The sequence below is a fragment of the Vibrio frigidus genome, from assembly GCF_042465995.1.
Classification (GTDB): Bacteria; Pseudomonadota; Gammaproteobacteria; order Enterobacterales; family Vibrionaceae; genus Vibrio.
The window spans coordinates 363,097-378,841 of sequence record NZ_JBCDMC010000001.1 but is presented as its reverse complement, the minus strand read 5'-3'; the positions used below and the strand labels follow the sequence as shown (position 1 = coordinate 378,841).

General features: G+C 42.8%; 13 protein-coding genes. 11 read left to right on the top strand and 2 right to left on the bottom strand.

Going from position 1 to position 15,745, the window contains the following annotated elements; all coding sequences use genetic code 11:
- The first annotated feature begins 5 nt into the window (after positions 1-5).
- Genes AACW90_RS01665 through AACW90_RS01655 form a run of 3 tightly spaced genes read left to right on the top strand, consistent with a single transcriptional unit; the run spans position 6 to position 2,654 of the window.
- Positions 6-221, top strand: a complete 216-nt coding sequence (locus AACW90_RS01665) for a 4Fe-4S dicluster domain-containing protein (protein ID WP_275138027.1) — start codon at positions 6-8, stop codon at positions 219-221.
- A gap of 5 nt (positions 222-226) precedes the next feature.
- Entirely contained in the window at positions 227-1,981 is a 1,755-nt protein-coding gene (locus AACW90_RS01660) for an FAD-binding protein (RefSeq protein WP_390229860.1), read from the top strand.
- 28 nt (positions 1,982-2,009) lie between these two features.
- On the top strand, positions 2,010-2,654 hold the full coding sequence (locus AACW90_RS01655; RefSeq protein ID WP_390229857.1) for a hypothetical protein: 645 nt from the start codon (positions 2,010-2,012) through the stop codon (positions 2,652-2,654).
- A gap of 240 nt (positions 2,655-2,894) precedes the next feature.
- Here AACW90_RS01655 and AACW90_RS01650 read toward each other — a convergent pair whose 3' ends face one another.
- Positions 2,895-3,776 carry a LysR family transcriptional regulator gene (locus AACW90_RS01650; protein WP_390229854.1) on the bottom strand — a complete coding sequence of 294 codons (882 nt, stop codon included), beginning with the start codon at positions 3,774-3,776 and terminating at the stop codon, positions 2,895-2,897.
- Between the two features lie 180 nt (positions 3,777-3,956).
- Between AACW90_RS01650 and hisC the strand changes: the two genes are divergently transcribed.
- Both hisC and AACW90_RS01640 read left to right on the top strand, forming a co-directional pair.
- Positions 3,957-5,048: a histidinol-phosphate transaminase gene (hisC, locus tag AACW90_RS01645; RefSeq protein WP_390229851.1), complete on the top strand. Its 1,092-nt coding sequence runs from the start codon at positions 3,957-3,959 to the stop codon at positions 5,046-5,048.
- A gap of 19 nt (positions 5,049-5,067) precedes the next feature.
- Positions 5,068-5,835: an ABC transporter substrate-binding protein gene (locus AACW90_RS01640; protein WP_390229848.1), complete on the top strand. Its 768-nt coding sequence runs from the start codon at positions 5,068-5,070 to the stop codon at positions 5,833-5,835.
- 86 nt (positions 5,836-5,921) lie between these two features.
- Here the strand turns inward: AACW90_RS01640 and punC are convergent, their stop codons facing one another.
- On the bottom strand, positions 5,922-7,136 hold the full coding sequence (gene punC / locus AACW90_RS01635) for a purine nucleoside transporter PunC (RefSeq protein ID WP_390229845.1): 1,215 nt from the start codon (positions 7,134-7,136) through the stop codon (positions 5,922-5,924).
- 141 nt (positions 7,137-7,277) lie between these two features.
- On the opposite strand from punC, the gene punR reads away from it, so the two are divergent.
- The 6 genes from punR (at position 7,278) to copI (ending at position 15,696) form a co-directional block, all read left to right on the top strand.
- Positions 7,278-8,192, top strand: coding sequence for a DNA-binding transcriptional activator PunR (gene punR / locus AACW90_RS01630; RefSeq protein ID WP_390229843.1), 915 nt, complete (start codon positions 7,278-7,280; stop codon positions 8,190-8,192).
- 169 nt (positions 8,193-8,361) lie between these two features.
- On the top strand, positions 8,362-8,778 hold the full coding sequence (locus AACW90_RS01625) for a hypothetical protein (RefSeq protein WP_390229841.1): 417 nt from the start codon (positions 8,362-8,364) through the stop codon (positions 8,776-8,778).
- Between the two features lie 124 nt (positions 8,779-8,902).
- On the top strand, positions 8,903-10,243 hold the full coding sequence (locus AACW90_RS01620) for a TolC family protein (protein WP_390229838.1): 1,341 nt from the start codon (positions 8,903-8,905) through the stop codon (positions 10,241-10,243).
- A complete protein-coding gene (locus AACW90_RS01615) occupies positions 10,243-11,952 on the top strand; it encodes an efflux RND transporter periplasmic adaptor subunit (RefSeq protein ID WP_390229835.1) in 1,710 nt (569 codons plus the stop codon). Before AACW90_RS01620 ends, AACW90_RS01615 begins: the two co-directional genes overlap by 1 nt.
- Positions 11,952-15,098: an efflux RND transporter permease subunit gene (locus AACW90_RS01610; RefSeq protein ID WP_390229832.1), complete on the top strand. Its 3,147-nt coding sequence runs from the start codon at positions 11,952-11,954 to the stop codon at positions 15,096-15,098. The genes AACW90_RS01615 and AACW90_RS01610 overlap by 1 nt, the downstream gene beginning before the upstream one ends.
- Positions 15,099-15,168: 70 nt before the next feature.
- Entirely contained in the window at positions 15,169-15,696 is a 528-nt protein-coding gene (gene copI, locus AACW90_RS01605) for a copper-resistant cuproprotein CopI (protein WP_390229829.1), read from the top strand.
- Positions 15,697-15,745 lie beyond the last annotated feature (49 nt).

The window sequence follows — 15,745 nt, the reverse complement described above, 5'->3', positions numbered from 1 at the left end:
CGACTATGCCCATTCATCAAATATCCGGTTGTATAGGTTGCAAAACCTGTATTGAAAGCTGTCCGACCGACGTCATTCAGTTCGATAAGAATAAAAAAATTGCAGTAATCAAATACCCTGAAGATTGCCAAATCTGTCACCTATGTAGACTCTATTGTCCCGTTGGTGCAATCACCATCACACCTGAAAAATCGATCCCTGTTATGGTTTCGTGGAGGTAACAACAATGAGTAATAAAGTAGGTCTATCTCGTCGACAGTTTATTGGTGTGGCAGGTGGTGTACTGGGTGCATCCGCATTTGCATCTATACCATTTAGTCAGGAAACGGAAGAAAATAACACCACACTTAATGTGAAAAACTTCATTACCAAGCAGTATGAAACCGATGTACTCGTTATCGGTGGTGGCATGGCAGGTCTATTTGCCGCGGTTAAAGCTCATGACGCAGGTGCAAAAGTCATGATGGTATCCAAAGGACGACTCGGTAGTTCTGGCCTGACGCCTTTCGCTAAAGGTATATTTAGTTACGATAAATCCAATGCTAGTATGAGTATCGACGAATTCGTGGCCAAGGTCTCTGAGTCCTCACTTAACACCAGTAATCCTGTTTTTACGCGTCAATTAGCAGAGCATTCTTTTGAACGAGTTCAGGAACTAAAGGAATGGGGGTTTTTCGACTCAGCGTTGTATAACCATAGTTTTATGAAGCCGATGAACGAAAGACAAATTCCATTGCTTGAACGTATTATGGTTACCCACCTTCTCAAAGAAGATGGTCGTATTGCGGGGGCTTCAGGTTTTAGTTTAAATGAGCAAGAGATCATCCATTTTCACGCGAAAAGTGTGATCATTTGTACTGGTTCTGGCGGTTTCAAACCAAGCGGTTTTCCGGTATGCGACCTTACCCATGATGGGTCCATCATGGCGTACAAAATTGGTGCGAAGATCACGGGTAAAGAATGGAATGATGGTCACCCAGGTTCGGCCAAAAATTCAGGATCTTGTTACGATAACTGGCACGGGCAAATCGAAGAAAAACCAAGCACAACAACGGTTCAAATCAATCACCATTTGGGCGTTGATATGAATTACCAAGCCTATACACAAGGGGGACCTGTAACCATGGGACCACCAAAATCTAATGGCGATAGACCTAGGCAAGCTAAAGAATCAAAAGGAGGACCTTATGTACCTCCTGCATTTCGTCAGTCCGGCCCACCACCGAAACCTCCTGAAGAAACGGGCTTAAGAGCGATCTTCGCAAGTAAAGGGCACTCAGGCCCTCCAGGTATGGGTGGCGTACAAGTTGGTGGTTCAACGGCAGGTATGGCCATTCATAAAGCCGAAGGTTTGGTGCCAATTAATAGTAAAGGATTGAGTACCATTCCAGGACTCTATGCTGCTGGTGATGCACTTGGTTCTTATATGTCTGGCGGGATTTACACTCAAATAGGCTCGTCGTTAGCGGGTTCAGCAGTGCAAGGCGCTATCTCTGGCGAAGCCGCAGCAGAAGAAATCAAACACATCACACTCAATAAAATAAGCTCAGAAAAACAAGCCCGCATCAGTGGCGAAATATTAGCGCCGATGCAAAGAGAGAAAGGTTATAACCCTGCATGGGTAACTCAGGTACTTCAAAATACCATGATCCCTAATTTTGTTCTGTACATTAAAAAAGAGCGCATGATGCTGGCCGCTCTCGCTTACATTGAAGAATTAAAAGAGCACCATGTTCCTATGCTCATAGCTGAAGATCTTCATCAACTAAGACTAGCGCACGAGACAGAAAATATGGTCATTACCGCGGAGATGAAGTTAAAAGCTTCTCTTATGCGTAAAGAGAGTCGATGTAGCCACTATCGTCTAGATTATCCCGAAGTAGACTACGAAAATTGGCAAGCGTGGATCAACCTTTGGCAAGATGGCAATGGTGACATGCAGTTTGAAAAACAACCATTTGACTCTGTTGATTACAGCTGACGAGTAGTGTGGGGCGTGAATACATGTCATGGAAAATAGCAAACTCACTAATGTTTCGTTTTTCTCCATTCTCTCTCCACATTCCTCATGCAAAGTGAAACAAACTTTAACCATGAGCTTTATCACCAAACCTATGCACAAGATAATACATAAATCAGCCCTAATACTTATTCTGTTCATCGTTCCAATGTGGACTAACGCAACAGAAATAGTTCAGCTATCCTTCGCCTTAGAAAACGGACAGAAATATCAATCCGAGGTTTTACTGCCAAATGAGAATAAAGACGAGCTGTATCAAATGGTCTTTCAATCACTTCATTCAGTCACGCTATTCACTGAGCTAAAAAGCGAAGAAGAAAAAAACTATCCTATTACAAAACAAGTGACGTACGGATTAACTGTACAGTCAAAGGCAATCAATCAATCTGAAGGGCTATATAGATTTTCTCTAGAATATATGGGTATACCAACGTTATCGTTATCGAACGAAGAAGAGAACAAGATCGTATTCAAAAATTCACCTGAAGATGTAAAATATGAAGTGAATCTTATCTTGGATTCAAACACACCTATCTGTAGCAACATGTCTAAAACCTCAAACAATAATGCTTCATTCCATTCTAGTTTCTGTATCGCGCTTATAGAGGTAGATGCAAAATCCGCGACTAATTGAATTGGATGGTAACGAATAACGCACACGATTAATTGGTCACACCTTATTACTAGCCGTCATCCCATTAATTGACACATCTTATATTGCTCATCGCATGTTACTCCATGACAAATTTGTGCCGATGATGAAACTTAACGATACGAAACTGCCTTAATGTGCATTAACAGCGTTAACTACGTGTCTATTCTCAGCCTGTGTGATTGATAGTCGCAGTATGCTTAGTATCCTCGCAAACAATAATCACTCAAACAAAAGCTGCTCTACCAGTTTCGGTAACAGTGAATGCTGGCTGTTCTTGGGGTGGACAAAAAAATAACTCATACCGGAAAGGACCACGTCATCATAAGGCCTGACCAAACGCTTTGCCTTGATGTCTAGCTCTGCCAACTTAATGTCGCCTATGGCGATACCAAATCCTTGTAATGCCGCATTCATAGCATGATCTAACGTAGGAAAATTTTGATTCTGCTTACTCACCTTACCTCTATAGCCACGGTGACTTAACCATGCCTTCCAGTCTGTGTGATCAGCATCAGCATGCAACCAAGTAAAGCGTTCAATATTGTCCCCTACCTGTTGATCTTCATGTGATTTGATTGCGTCTAATAATCTAGGGGTACAAACAGGCGACAATTGCTCTTCAAATAAAAGATGTGCATCCATAAACGGCGACTTTGGCGCTTTACCATAGGCAATGGTGGCATCAAATACATCAAAATCCGGTGTCACGAAATGGGTAACTGTTGAGGTGAGTTCCACTTTAATTTCAGGATACTTCTCTTGAAACTTCATTAATTTGGGTAACAACCAAGGTGTAATACAACTCGGCGCGTTTAACTTAATGGTCTCGGATTGGCTGGACATCTCTACGACCGCCTTGCGCAACCGAGTAATCACGTCTTCTGCGTGAGGGATAAATTTCTCTCCCTGTGCTGTTAATTTAAGTCCACGCGCTTTGCGATAAAAAAGTTGAACGCCAAGAAGCTCCTCTAACATTTGGATCTGCCGACTCACCGCACCTTGGGTAATATTCAGGACCTCCGCCGCGCGGGTCAAATTTAGCTGCTTAGCCGTAATCAAAAATACCTGTAAGCTCTTCGTTGAGGGCAGTCGACTCTTCATAAATAATATTCAGCCATGTCTTTTAGTTATGGCTAGTATGCATTTATTTCGATTTCTTCTACAAGCGTTTTTTGGTTGAATAGATTTTATGCAGCGTACTGGTTATATATCGAATAAAAAAGCAAAACCAACGCATATAAAATCAAATAATTAAGTAAGATAATTATATAGAGGGATTTAATGTCAGCGTTAGTAGAGAGCTTAGTGCCAGAAGCCATAAAAAAACTAATACCTTATCAATCGGCCAGAAGAATCGGTGGCAGTGGTCGGTTGTGGTTGAATGCCAACGAACTTGAACATGGCATAATGTACCCAGATACCAACGCCGAGTACCATCGCTATCCCGACTTTTTGCCATTCGATATCGCCTCCGCCTATCAAGAGTACAGCCAGACAGAGACGCCAACATTGGCCGTGAGAGGGGCAGACGAAGCTATCGATCTCATTATCAGAACGTTTTGTCAGCCCGGAAAGGACAAAATATTAATCTGCTCACCAACTTACGCAATGTATGAATTTTGTGCGGACTCTTTTTCTGTCGAAACCTTAGACGTGCCTTTATTGCCACCTACATTTTCACTAAATGTTGACGAAATCGCAGTAAAAGCTCGTGACGTTAATGTGGTATTTCTCTGCTCACCAAATAACCCAACAGGCAATTTAATACCAGAAGAGACCATCATTCAGGTGCTTGAACAAACCAAAGAGAGTGCTTTGGTGGTCGTAGATGAAGCCTATATTGACTTTGACATGACCAATAATATTGCTTCGCTGATTAATCGATTTCCACACCTAATTGTTATCCGCACCTTATCAAAGGCGTTTGGATTAGCCGCTGTACGTTGTGGTTTTATACTTGCAGAACAAACCGTTATGGATTACCTAAAGAAATTGGTTCCTCCTTACCCAATGCCAGATTCCTCATCCCATATTGTGATGCAAGCATTATCGTCGGAAGGTCTTGCGATAATGCGTTCTGGTCTCAAAGAGATAATCGCTGTCCGTGATGAATTTGTATCCGCTATTCAGTCGCTCAAGTGGATAGAATCGATTTACCCGTCAAACACTAACTTTATCTTGATAAAAACCGACTCGTCTGTAGACGTATTCAAATACCTTTTAGACAATGGTGTGGTTACTCGAAATCAAGGCCACGAACCCGCTTTAACCAATTGTGTGAGAATCACTATTGGTTGTAAAGAAACCATGCGTGAGGTCGCCAATCTTCTTACGCAGTATACTCATGTAATGAAAAACTCAACTGAATACTGATTCAAGGAAGGAAACAACAATGAATAAACTACTATCAGTTATCACCTGCGTCGTGGCCCTAATGAGCACTTCCGTCGTCGCAAAGGAAGTTCGTCTCGCGTCGGACTTTACTTACCCTCCGTTTAACTACAAAAATAGTGATGGTGTACCTGTTGGCTTTGACATCGAGATTGCTGACGCATTATGTGCACAAGCAAAACTAGACTGCGTATGGGTATCGCAAGGGTGGGATGCATTGATCCCTAGCCTGCTCTCTCGAAAATCGGACGTCATCATGGCATCAATGAGAATTACAGAAGAGCGTAAGAAGAAAATACTCTTCACCAATAAATATTACCAAACACCCGCTCGATTTGTCGCCCAAGCGTCAAGCAGCTTTACTATTGATAAAACCGGACTGAATGGAAAGGTGATTGGTGTACAACAAGGTACAATCCACGATCGATACGTTACCGACAAGTTTGGAGATGTAGCAGAAATTAAACGCTATACAGGTCAAGATGAAGTTTATATCGATATGGTGAATCAACGCTTAGATGCCACTTTCGGTAACTCAGACCAACTTGCCCTTGCGTTCTTAGACACAACGCAAGGTGATGGTTTTGAATTCAAAGGTGAAGCCGTAACAGACAAAGCCTATATTGGAGAAGGTACCGCGCTAGCACTTAGACAGCAAGATACTGAACTCGCTGAGAAGTTCAATCAAGCCATTGTTGCGATTCGTAAAAACGGCACCTACGACAAGATTGCAAATAAGTATTTTACCTTTGATATCTACGGTGACTAAATCGCACCTGAAAAAATAATTTCATGTTCTCTTATTGAAAATATCGGTGACGAGTGTCGTCTCCGATATTTTCAACACCCTATATCCTACCAGTGACTTTCTTTCCCTGGGCCCACTCTTGCATTATCAGGAATGGTAAACTGTGCGGCTAGTTTTCTATTAGACACGATATACCCCACCCATAGTCCTACTGTACAAAACAGTATAACCAACCCAGTTACCGACTGAGCATTCAAAGCAAATGTTGCTACCACACCACTGGACATACTACTCACCGCAATTTGAAAGCTATTTTGAAAGCCTGCTGCCGTAGCAGGGCTATGTTTTGCGTTAACCAATGCTTTATTAACAACAATTGGATACAAGGCTCCGTTTACCATGGCAATAAGACAAAATGGAATCAATATTGGCCAAATAGACGTTAAGGTCCACTGAGAGCTAACAAACAAAAGTACTACCGAGACAGAAAAGAAAATAAGCAGTGATTTAAGAACACGTTCTGTACCCAGTTTTTGAGTCCATTTTTTACCTAAATATCCTCCGATAACAAATGCGGCCGTTTGAGGAAGAAAGCTCATGCCAATATCGTGCGGGGTGTACCCCATCTGACTCATGATCACTGGCATGCCAGTCAAGTAAGCGAAAAATGCCGCCGACGCAAATGCAAATATAGTGATGTTGCCCATGTATTCTTTCGACTTAACTAATAATTTAATATCCTCTAAGGTACTTGTTTTCTTTATCAGTATCTCTGATTGCGGTTGTCGTAATGTCACCGCCATCAGTATGAGTCCAAAAGCCGTCAGTGATAGAAAAATACTTTGCCAATCAAATATTCCAAGCAACAGCACGCCCAATTGCGGTGCTAACGCTGGTGATAACGCGACAAGAGGCATGATGGTAGCAAATAGCTGCTGGCTAACCTTTTCAGGATAACGGCTGATGACCATCGCTTGCCATATAACGGCAGGCGCACAGACACCTATCGCTTGAATGAATCGAAATGTCAGTAGATGCCAAACTTGAGTGCTGTAGATAAGGCCAAACGAGGCGACTGAGAAGATAAAAAGACCGGCTATTAGTGATTTCCGGTATCCATATTTTTCTGATAACACACCCCATCCTAGTTGGCCAATACCCATGCCCGTTAGAAAAACAGTCAGTGAAAGCGCAACTTGCTGAGGACCAGTTGCAAAAAAAGATTGCATTGAATCAAATGCAGGTAGATACATGTCGGTGGCGACAAAGCCCAACATAGAAAGTGCTGATAAATAAAAAATTTGTAATTTTGATACGTTCATGGTGTTCTCGACTAAATAATTTGATTACACTTATTTCTAAGTAATGTTCATGTATAAAGAGTCGATGATGGTATACCTAAGTAAATCGCAAATTAAGCGACATTTTTAGTGGTTATGAATCAAATTTTTTGAAGGCTATATATGTTTTCCAAATCCTCGTTAGAAACACTGGTTACCGTTGCGCGCTTAGAGAGTTTTACGGCAGCGGCAAGTTTGCTTCACAAAGTTCCGTCTGCCATTAGCTACAACATCCGTCAAATGGAACAGGAATTAGATGTCGTACTTTTTAGGCGGTTACCTAGAAAAGTAGAGCTAACATCGGCAGGAAAAATTTTGGTCGCGGAAGCTGAACAACTATTAATGCATATGGAAGACGTTAAAACCCAAACACAAAGAGCGGCATTGGGCTGGCAATCTCGCTTGAGAGTAACGGTAGACAACGTAGTAAAATTAGAACAACTAAAACCGATGATAGAGGTGTTCTACGACACATTTAGCCAATCTGAATTGCAAATTAACATGGAGGTATTCAACGGTTCATGGGATGCCATTGCTCAAGGGCGCACAGATATCGTGATTGGAGCCACATCGTCCATCCCCGTAAATGGTGACTTTAGTGTGAAAGATATGGGGGTTGTCGAATGGGATTTTGTCTTGTCAGCCACACACCCTTTAGCTCACATAGAAAACATATCAGAGGATCAATTGGCGGACTATCCGTTCATATGCCTTGATGACACATCCATTAAATTACCCAAACGGCATTTTGGAAATTATAAGGCGCAGCGTCGGTTATTATTACCCAATTGGTTTAGTGCGATTGAATTGATTAAAAGTGGCGTCGGAGTCGGCTATCTTCCTCGCCATATTGCCGCACCTCTAGTTAAAGAGGCAGAGCTGGTTAGAAAGCAAATCCCTCGTCCACAACAACCCAGCCAATGCTGCTTGGTGTGGAAACGAGATTCAAGCCACAAGCTGATTGAATGGATGGTCGACTATTTAGGATCCACGGAAAAACTGAATGCGGATTGGTTAAAGAGCCCGGAATCTTTATAAACATCAAAGTGTTCGGCTTACTCTATAAAGAAAACCGTCACTAAACTGTACATGGCTTTTTTCGCTGACATAGCGTTCGAAAATATATCGATGGTTAGTATCTATATATTGACATAGAATGGAGTTTAATAGATATTGACCGTTCAATCATTTGGACTAAGAGCTTGTGATGCAAAACAAAATGCGCACAATTTGGTTAACGACAATCACACTGGTTGCTTTATTGCTATCCAGTATTGTGTCTAGTACCCCTCTTATGCCGATTCAAATGGCCGTAGCAAATCAGGTTACAGTTACCGATCAAACCGATGCTACTCACCAAATGACGATGGAATCAGATACGCCAGATAGTCATTGCGCATCTTCAATGAAAAACACCGTTGATTTTGAAGCATCATGTTGTAACCCTGATAATATAACCTCAGATCATCAATGTAATGCCATTAGCTGCGTAGTAAGTTTCTCATTAATCATCGAGTCGGTACACAGTCATACCCAACCACACAGTTTAATCTTAATCTCAAAAGAACCTTCAAGACGTATAAGCTCAATTGCTAATGCGCTCTATAAACCCCCTATCGCTTAATTCCTTTCTGATGATTTAACGTCATCAACATCGTTTTTACACGGAATCTTTCCGTGTGATCTGTTTTATTTGCAAATATTACGCTATTGCGGCCTATTTGCGCCAGTTAACGATTGGAATATAAGTGAACATAAAGCCTATAGCGATAGCACTCGCATTAAGTGCAATATCGGCACCATTGTATGCCCAAGATGGTAAGTACTACTCATTAAACGAAATTATTGAACTTGCCGTATTGCAAGATCATGGTCTCAGCCAGATTAACTCTACTGTTTTATCCCTTAAAGAAACCGGAATAGCAAGTTCCACTCTTATGGATCCAAAAATGAAAATTGGTGTCGGTGGTTTACCGGTTGACAGCTTTCAATTTGATGACGATCCAATGACCAATATTTCTATTGGATTAGCCCAGCAGTTCAGCCGTGGCTCGACATTAGATTTGTCCCAACAGCGTTTCGAGCAACAATCACAGGTGGTCGAACAGCAATTACAATTACGTAAATTGGATATAGTCAAAAATATCACTCGTCAATGGATCGAACTTCAATATCTTGGACGTGTGAATCAATTAACAGAAGAGATGCGTGATTTGATGGGTGACATGACGACATTTATTCAGACCAACTATTCCTTAGGAAAGAGCGAAGCTCAGGACCTTTTGTTTGCGGAAATGCAGGTCAGTAAATTAGATGAGAAATTACAGCAAAACCAACAAATGCAACAGCGAGTTCGCACCCAGCTATCAGAGTGGGTTGGAATTGAGTACGTAGAAAATATTAATATTGGACAACAACTTAGCCTTAACTGGACAAATATAGAAGCGCAAATAAGCCAACTTCCGGAAAATACTACTCACTTTTATGACTTGCTCACGCAGCACCCTAAAGTTCTGGCCGCCGACAAAAATATCTTAACGAAAGAGACTCAAGTTCGTATCGCAGAAGAGGCTTATGCACCCCAATTTGGTGTAGAAGTGGGTTATGCCTATCGTCAATCTAATGGAATGAATGGTAAGCCAGCGTCTGATTTGGTCAGTGCTTATTTAACGATGGACATCCCCCTTTTCACGGATAAACGACAAGATAGAACCCATGCTGCCGCCCAATATCAAGTTGGTGCAGCCAAATCTCAAAAAGACTTACTCCTTGTACAGATGAATGCGCAAGTAAACACGCTGTTCATTGACAAAAGCAATTTAGCGCAACGAATTGAACGATATCAGAGTGTGCTTTTAAAACAGGCACACAATCGAACGAAAGCAATAGAGCGTGGTTACGAAAATAACACGGTGCAGTTTAATGAACTGATTTTGGCAACAAGAGACGAACTGACAATGGCTATTGAAGAGGCCAAATTGCTCTCAGATTTAGACAAAACAATGAATCAACTCGCCTATACCTTAAATCGTTACGATCAAAATATTATCGAACTCAGTGCTGATATGGCTTCTAGGAAAAACAAATAATGAAAACACTACCAATAGCAACGCTAACGCTCTTGATCGGTGGCGTTCTAGGATTTACCGGTCATCAATATCTAACTTCCAACCATGATATGACGTCAGAGAATATGTCTAGGACCACTGAAAAAGCCCCTCTATATTGGGTCGCTCCGATGGACCCTAACTATCAGCGTGATTCACCCGGTAAATCACCTATGGGGATGGACCTAATTCCTGTGTATGACGATATCAACACCGCGGATGGCAGTGAGAAGCCAGGCACAGTAAAAATTAATCCTGCGGTTGAAAACAACTTAGGCGTCAAAACCGCTAATGTCAGCTTCAATGTGTTGATCCCTGAAATTGAAACGGTGGGGTACATTAATTTTGATGAAAGTCGTTTATGGCAAACCAACATACGAGTGAGCGGCTGGGTAGAAAAGCTGAACATAGATGCAGTAGGGCAAGCCGTTAATAAAGGCGATGTTCTCTTCACTATCTACTCTCCAGAACTCGTTAAAGCTCAAGAAGAATTGCTTAACGCCTATCGCTCTGGGAGAAAAGCTCTTATCAACGGAGCAACGGATCGTCTAACTGCTTTGGGTATAGACAAGCCTCAAGTGAAACAAATTCTCAAAGCAGGACGAGCAAGTCAGAATGTAGCCATAAAAGCACCAGAAAATGGCGTGATAGCGTCTCTTAAGGTTCGAGAAGGTGGCTATGTTTCACCTGCACAAACGATTATTAGTGCCGGACCTCTTGATGAAGTCTGGGCTGACGTTGAGGTTTTTGAACGCCAATCTCATTGGGTAAAAATAGGAACAGAAGCAGAAATGACATTAAGCTCTTTTCCCGGTAAAGCGTGGAATGGCACTGTCGATTTCATTTATCCAATTCTCGATCCTAAAACCAGAACACTGCGTGTCAGGTTGAAATTCTCTAACAATAACGACGAACTCAAACCAAACATGTTTGCCAACGTCACTTTGAAGGCCCGCTCAGAAGCGCCTGTTTTGACTATACCAAGAGAATCGGTGATTCGCTCAGGTGGCATGACTCGTGTGGTATTGGCTGAGGGCAATGGCCAGTATCGCTCTGCCCGCATTCAGATTGGGCGTGAAACATCTGACCAAATAGAGGTACTGGCTGGATTATCTGATCGCGATAAAGTTGTCACTTCTGCACAGTTTATGCTTGATTCCGAATCTAGTCAGCGTGCAGACCTGTCACGAATTAACGGTTTAGAAGAGGCAAACCAGCTTCGCGTTTGGGCAGTTGGTGAGATTACCGATGCCATGATCGACCACCGCATGGTAACCATTAACCACCAACCCGTTGAAGAGTGGCAATGGCCGGGAATGGTGATGAACTTCACCTTCGCTGATGGTATTAATATTGAGGGTGTGCAAAAAGGGCAAACCATCGATTTTGAAATTCAAAAAACCGAGGGCGGACAATACGAGATAACTGACTATAAAGTCGGAGACACTGTTATCGCTAACGACGTATGGATAGATGGCAGCATTAGCATGTTAATGGCTGATTTTGGCATGATTACTGTCAACCATGAAGCGGTCACCGAATGGGGATGGGAAGCGGGAGAAATGAACTTTTCTGTGGATGAGGCCATCGATTTAACGCCATTTTCTGAAGGGCAGGCCATTCGATTTCTAGTCAGTAAATCAGGTGCAGAAACACAATTAATGTTGATTGAACAGGCAGGAGGCCAATAATGATTACTGCCATTATAAGATGGTCGATCAACAACCGATTTTTGGTTTTGGTCGCCACCTTTTTCCTCGTCTTTGCCGGGCTCTACAGTGTTAAAAATACACCCGTTGATGCCCTGCCTGATTTGTCAGATGTTCAGGTGATTATAAAAACCAGTTATCCTGGACAAGCACCTCAGGTAGTAGAAGACCAAGTAACTTATCCACTGACGACCGCTATGCTCGCCGTACCGGGAGCCGAAACCGTTCGTGGCTACTCATTTTTTGGTGATTCGTACGTTTATATCATTTTTGACGATGATACCGACATGTATTGGGCACGGTCACGTGTATTAGAATACTTAAGTCAGGTGGCTCCAAAGTTGCCTGCGAATGCAAAACCGACACTAGGTCCGGATGCCACTGGTGTCGGCTGGGTATATAGTTACGTACTGCAAGATAAAACCGGTCAACATGACCTTGCCCAATTACGAAGTATTCAAGATTGGTTCTTAAAATATGAACTTCAAACGGTTAAGGGCGTTTCCGAAGTAGCAACGGTCGGCGGTATGGTGAAGCAGTATCAGGTTCAAATTGATCCCGCGAAACTTAGAGCCTATGACTTAACGCTACAACAAGTGAATCAGGCTATTCAATCGGGTAATCAGGAAACCGGCGCCTCGGTCATCGAAGTTGCTGAAGCAGAGCACATGGTCAGAACCACAGGTTACCTTTCTGGTATTGAAGATATCAAGTCTCTTCCGCTAAAAGTGACCAGTACAGGAACCCCGCTTCTTTTAGGTGATATTGCTGATATCAATTTGGGTCCTCAAATGCGCAGAGGAATATCGGAACTTAATGGTGAAGGGGAAGCCGTTGGTGGCGTAATTGTCATGCGATTCGGCGAGAACGCGAGTGACGTTATTGCCAACGTGAAAGAGAAACTCACTCAACTTCAATCGAGCTTACCTGAAGGGGTTGAAGTCGTCGCAACCTATGATCGCTCTACATTGATCAACAATGCGGTACAGAACCTATGGGAAAAACTCGCGGAAGAGTTTTTGGTTGTTGCTGTTGTATGTGCGCTATTTTTGTTTCATATCCGCTCTTCCTTAGTCATTGCGTTAAGCCTTCCGGTGGGGATTTTATCGGCATTTGTTGTTATGCATTCACAGGGAATAAATGCCAACATTATGTCACTTGGTGGAATTGCTATCGCCATTGGCGCCATGGTAGACGGCGCTATCGTCATGATAGAAAACGTACACAAGCACATCGAACGTACACCATTAACAGACAAAAACCGTTGGCAAGTCATTGGGCGTGCAGCAGAAGAAGTGGGACCGCCACTTTTCTTCTCATTACTCATTATTACGTTTAGTTTTGTGCCTGTATTTGCACTAGAAGGTCAAGAAGGGAAGATGTTCTCCCCTCTTGCCTTTACCAAAACGTTTGCAATGGCCGCATCTGCTGGGCTTTCTATAACTTTGGTACCTGTATTAATGGGCTATTTTGTGCGAGGTAAAATTTTACCTGAGCACAAAAACCCAGTAAACAGAACGCTTATTGCACTCTATCGCCCACTATTAAATCTTAGCCTCAAATACCCTAAATCCATGGTTATCGTTGCGCTTTTGATCTTGTCGTCAGCGTATATTCCATTAACCAAAATGGGCAGTGAATTCATTCCGCCATTGGATGAAGGCGACCTCATGTATATGCCAACAACCTATCCGGGTATCTCAATCGGTAAGGCTAGAGAGCTCTTACAACAAACCAATAAGTTGATTAAAACCGTTCCGGAAGTTGAAACAGTGTGGGGCAAAGTTGGACGCGCTGAAAGTGCAACTGATCCTGCACCATTAACGATGATAGAGACCGTCATCCAGTTAAAGCCAAAAGAAGCGTGGCGTGAAGGCGTCACAACAGAATCACTGCGTAAAGAGTTGGATAATCTCATCCAATTTCCCGGCCTGACGAACGCTTGGGTAATGCCGATCAAGACGCGTATCGATATGCTGGCAACAGGCATAAAAACACCGATTGGAATAAAGATAGCCGGCCCCGATTTAAAAACTATTGAACAAATTGGGGCACAGTTAGAACCATTATTAAACGGAGTTGAAGGAACCGCTTCTGTTTATGCAGAGCGTGTTGCTGGGGGGCGTTACGTGACGATAGACATCAAACGTAAGCAGGCAGCCCGATACGGGTTGAGTATTAAACAGGTTCAGCAGGTGGTATCAACCGCGATTGGAGGCATGAACGTCGGTGAAACAACAGAAGGATTGGAACGCTACCCAATTAACGTACGATACCCACAATCTTACCGAGATTCGGTGGATAAGCTCCAAAGCCTCCCTTTAGTTACTCCAAATGGTGCTCGTATTGCTTTAGCTGATGTTGCGGACATACGTTTTGAAGATGGCCCTCCAATGATAAAAACAGAAAATGCCCGTCCGAATGGCTGGGTGTTTGTTGATATTGAAGGGCGAGACTTGGGTTCTTATGTTGCTCAAGCACAAAAAGAAGTAGCTGAGCAGCTTAACCTACCTGCGGGGTATTCATTAGCATGGTCTGGACAGTATGAATATATGGAACGAGCAAAAGCCAGATTAAGCGTTGTTACTCCTATTACGCTCACAATCATCATGCTTTTACTCTACTTAAGCTTCAGAAGGGTCGGAGAAGTGTTGATCATTATGGCAACACTTCCATTGGCAATGGTTGGAGGGCTATGGCTCATGCATTACCTCAATTACAATTTCTCAATTGCAGTTGGTGTTGGGTTTATTGCCCTGTCCGGTGTTGCGGTTGAGATAGGTGTGATCATGTTGGTCTATCTCAATCAGGCTTGGCACCACCGTAAGCTTGATCTTGCTGAACGAGACCAAATTCTCACATCAACGGACTTATTCGAATCCATCATTGAAGGGGCTGGTTTGCGGGTACGCCCTGTAATGATGACGGTTGCAACCGTCATCATTGGCTTAATCCCTATCATGTACGGAACGGGAACGGGCTCTGAAGTAATGCAACGCATTGCCGCCCCAATGATTGGCGGTATGGTTTCGGCAACCCTTCTCACATTGTTGGTATTACCAGCCGTATTTAAGCTCTGGAAACAACGTGAAATAAAGCGATTACCGAGATCAATCACACCGTCTTAAATCTCATTTACCGAGCGCATCCTCGTTGGTTGTGCTCAAAGCGAATATCATTTTTATAGGAAGAATACACATGAAAAAATCATTGATTACTTTAGCTCTTATCACCATTACTGGTACGGCAATAGCAGATTCAAATTCTGGACACAAAGAGATGGGTCACAACGCAATGGGCCACTCGACAGAAATGACGATGGATCATTCAAATGGCATGGCAATGGAAGGAATGACAGATGTTGGCATGCCTGCAGCGGGTGCAAAACCGACGAAGGTAGTACACGTTCTTTTATCTGACGATATGAAAATCCGATTCAAGAAAGAGGTACAAATTGAGACCAATGATGTGGTTCAATTCGTGATTATGAACACAGGAAAAATTGACCATGAATTTTCTATCGGTAGCGCGAGTGAGCAGATTGAGCATCGTGAAATGATGAAGGCTATGGGTAATCACGCACACGATAGTGGCAACGCGGTCACCGTTAAACCGGGAAAAGCGAAACAACTCTTATGGCACTTCCACGGAGAAAAAAACGTAGAGTTAGCTTGTAATATTCCGGGGCATGCTGAATCTGGAATGATAAAAAAAATGGCACTCTAAACCATGAATTATCTCCGTTAACAATCGTTTAAATAGACATTAAACATAA

Excerpts from the sequence above, each read along its gene's own strand:
- AACW90_RS01665 (WP_275138027.1), top strand. The coding sequence starts at position 6 with ATGCCCATTCATCAAATATCCGGTTGTATAGGTTGCAAAACCTGTATT.
- AACW90_RS01660 (WP_390229860.1), top strand. The coding sequence starts at position 227 with ATGAGTAATAAAGTAGGTCTATCTCGTCGACAGTTTATTGGTGTGGCA.
- AACW90_RS01655 (WP_390229857.1), top strand. The coding sequence starts at position 2,010 with ATGGAAAATAGCAAACTCACTAATGTTTCGTTTTTCTCCATTCTCTCT.
- AACW90_RS01650 (WP_390229854.1), bottom strand. The coding sequence starts at position 3,776 with ATGAAGAGTCGACTGCCCTCAACGAAGAGCTTACAGGTATTTTTGATT.
- hisC (WP_390229851.1), top strand. The coding sequence starts at position 3,957 with ATGTCAGCGTTAGTAGAGAGCTTAGTGCCAGAAGCCATAAAAAAACTA.
- AACW90_RS01640 (WP_390229848.1), top strand. The coding sequence starts at position 5,068 with ATGAATAAACTACTATCAGTTATCACCTGCGTCGTGGCCCTAATGAGC.
- punC (WP_390229845.1), bottom strand. The coding sequence starts at position 7,136 with ATGAACGTATCAAAATTACAAATTTTTTATTTATCAGCACTTTCTATG.
- punR (WP_390229843.1), top strand. The coding sequence starts at position 7,278 with ATGTTTTCCAAATCCTCGTTAGAAACACTGGTTACCGTTGCGCGCTTA.
- AACW90_RS01625 (WP_390229841.1), top strand. The coding sequence starts at position 8,362 with ATGCAAAACAAAATGCGCACAATTTGGTTAACGACAATCACACTGGTT.
- AACW90_RS01615 (WP_390229835.1), top strand. The coding sequence starts at position 10,243 with ATGAAAACACTACCAATAGCAACGCTAACGCTCTTGATCGGTGGCGTT.
- AACW90_RS01610 (WP_390229832.1), top strand. The coding sequence starts at position 11,952 with ATGATTACTGCCATTATAAGATGGTCGATCAACAACCGATTTTTGGTT.
- copI (WP_390229829.1), top strand. The coding sequence starts at position 15,169 with ATGAAAAAATCATTGATTACTTTAGCTCTTATCACCATTACTGGTACG.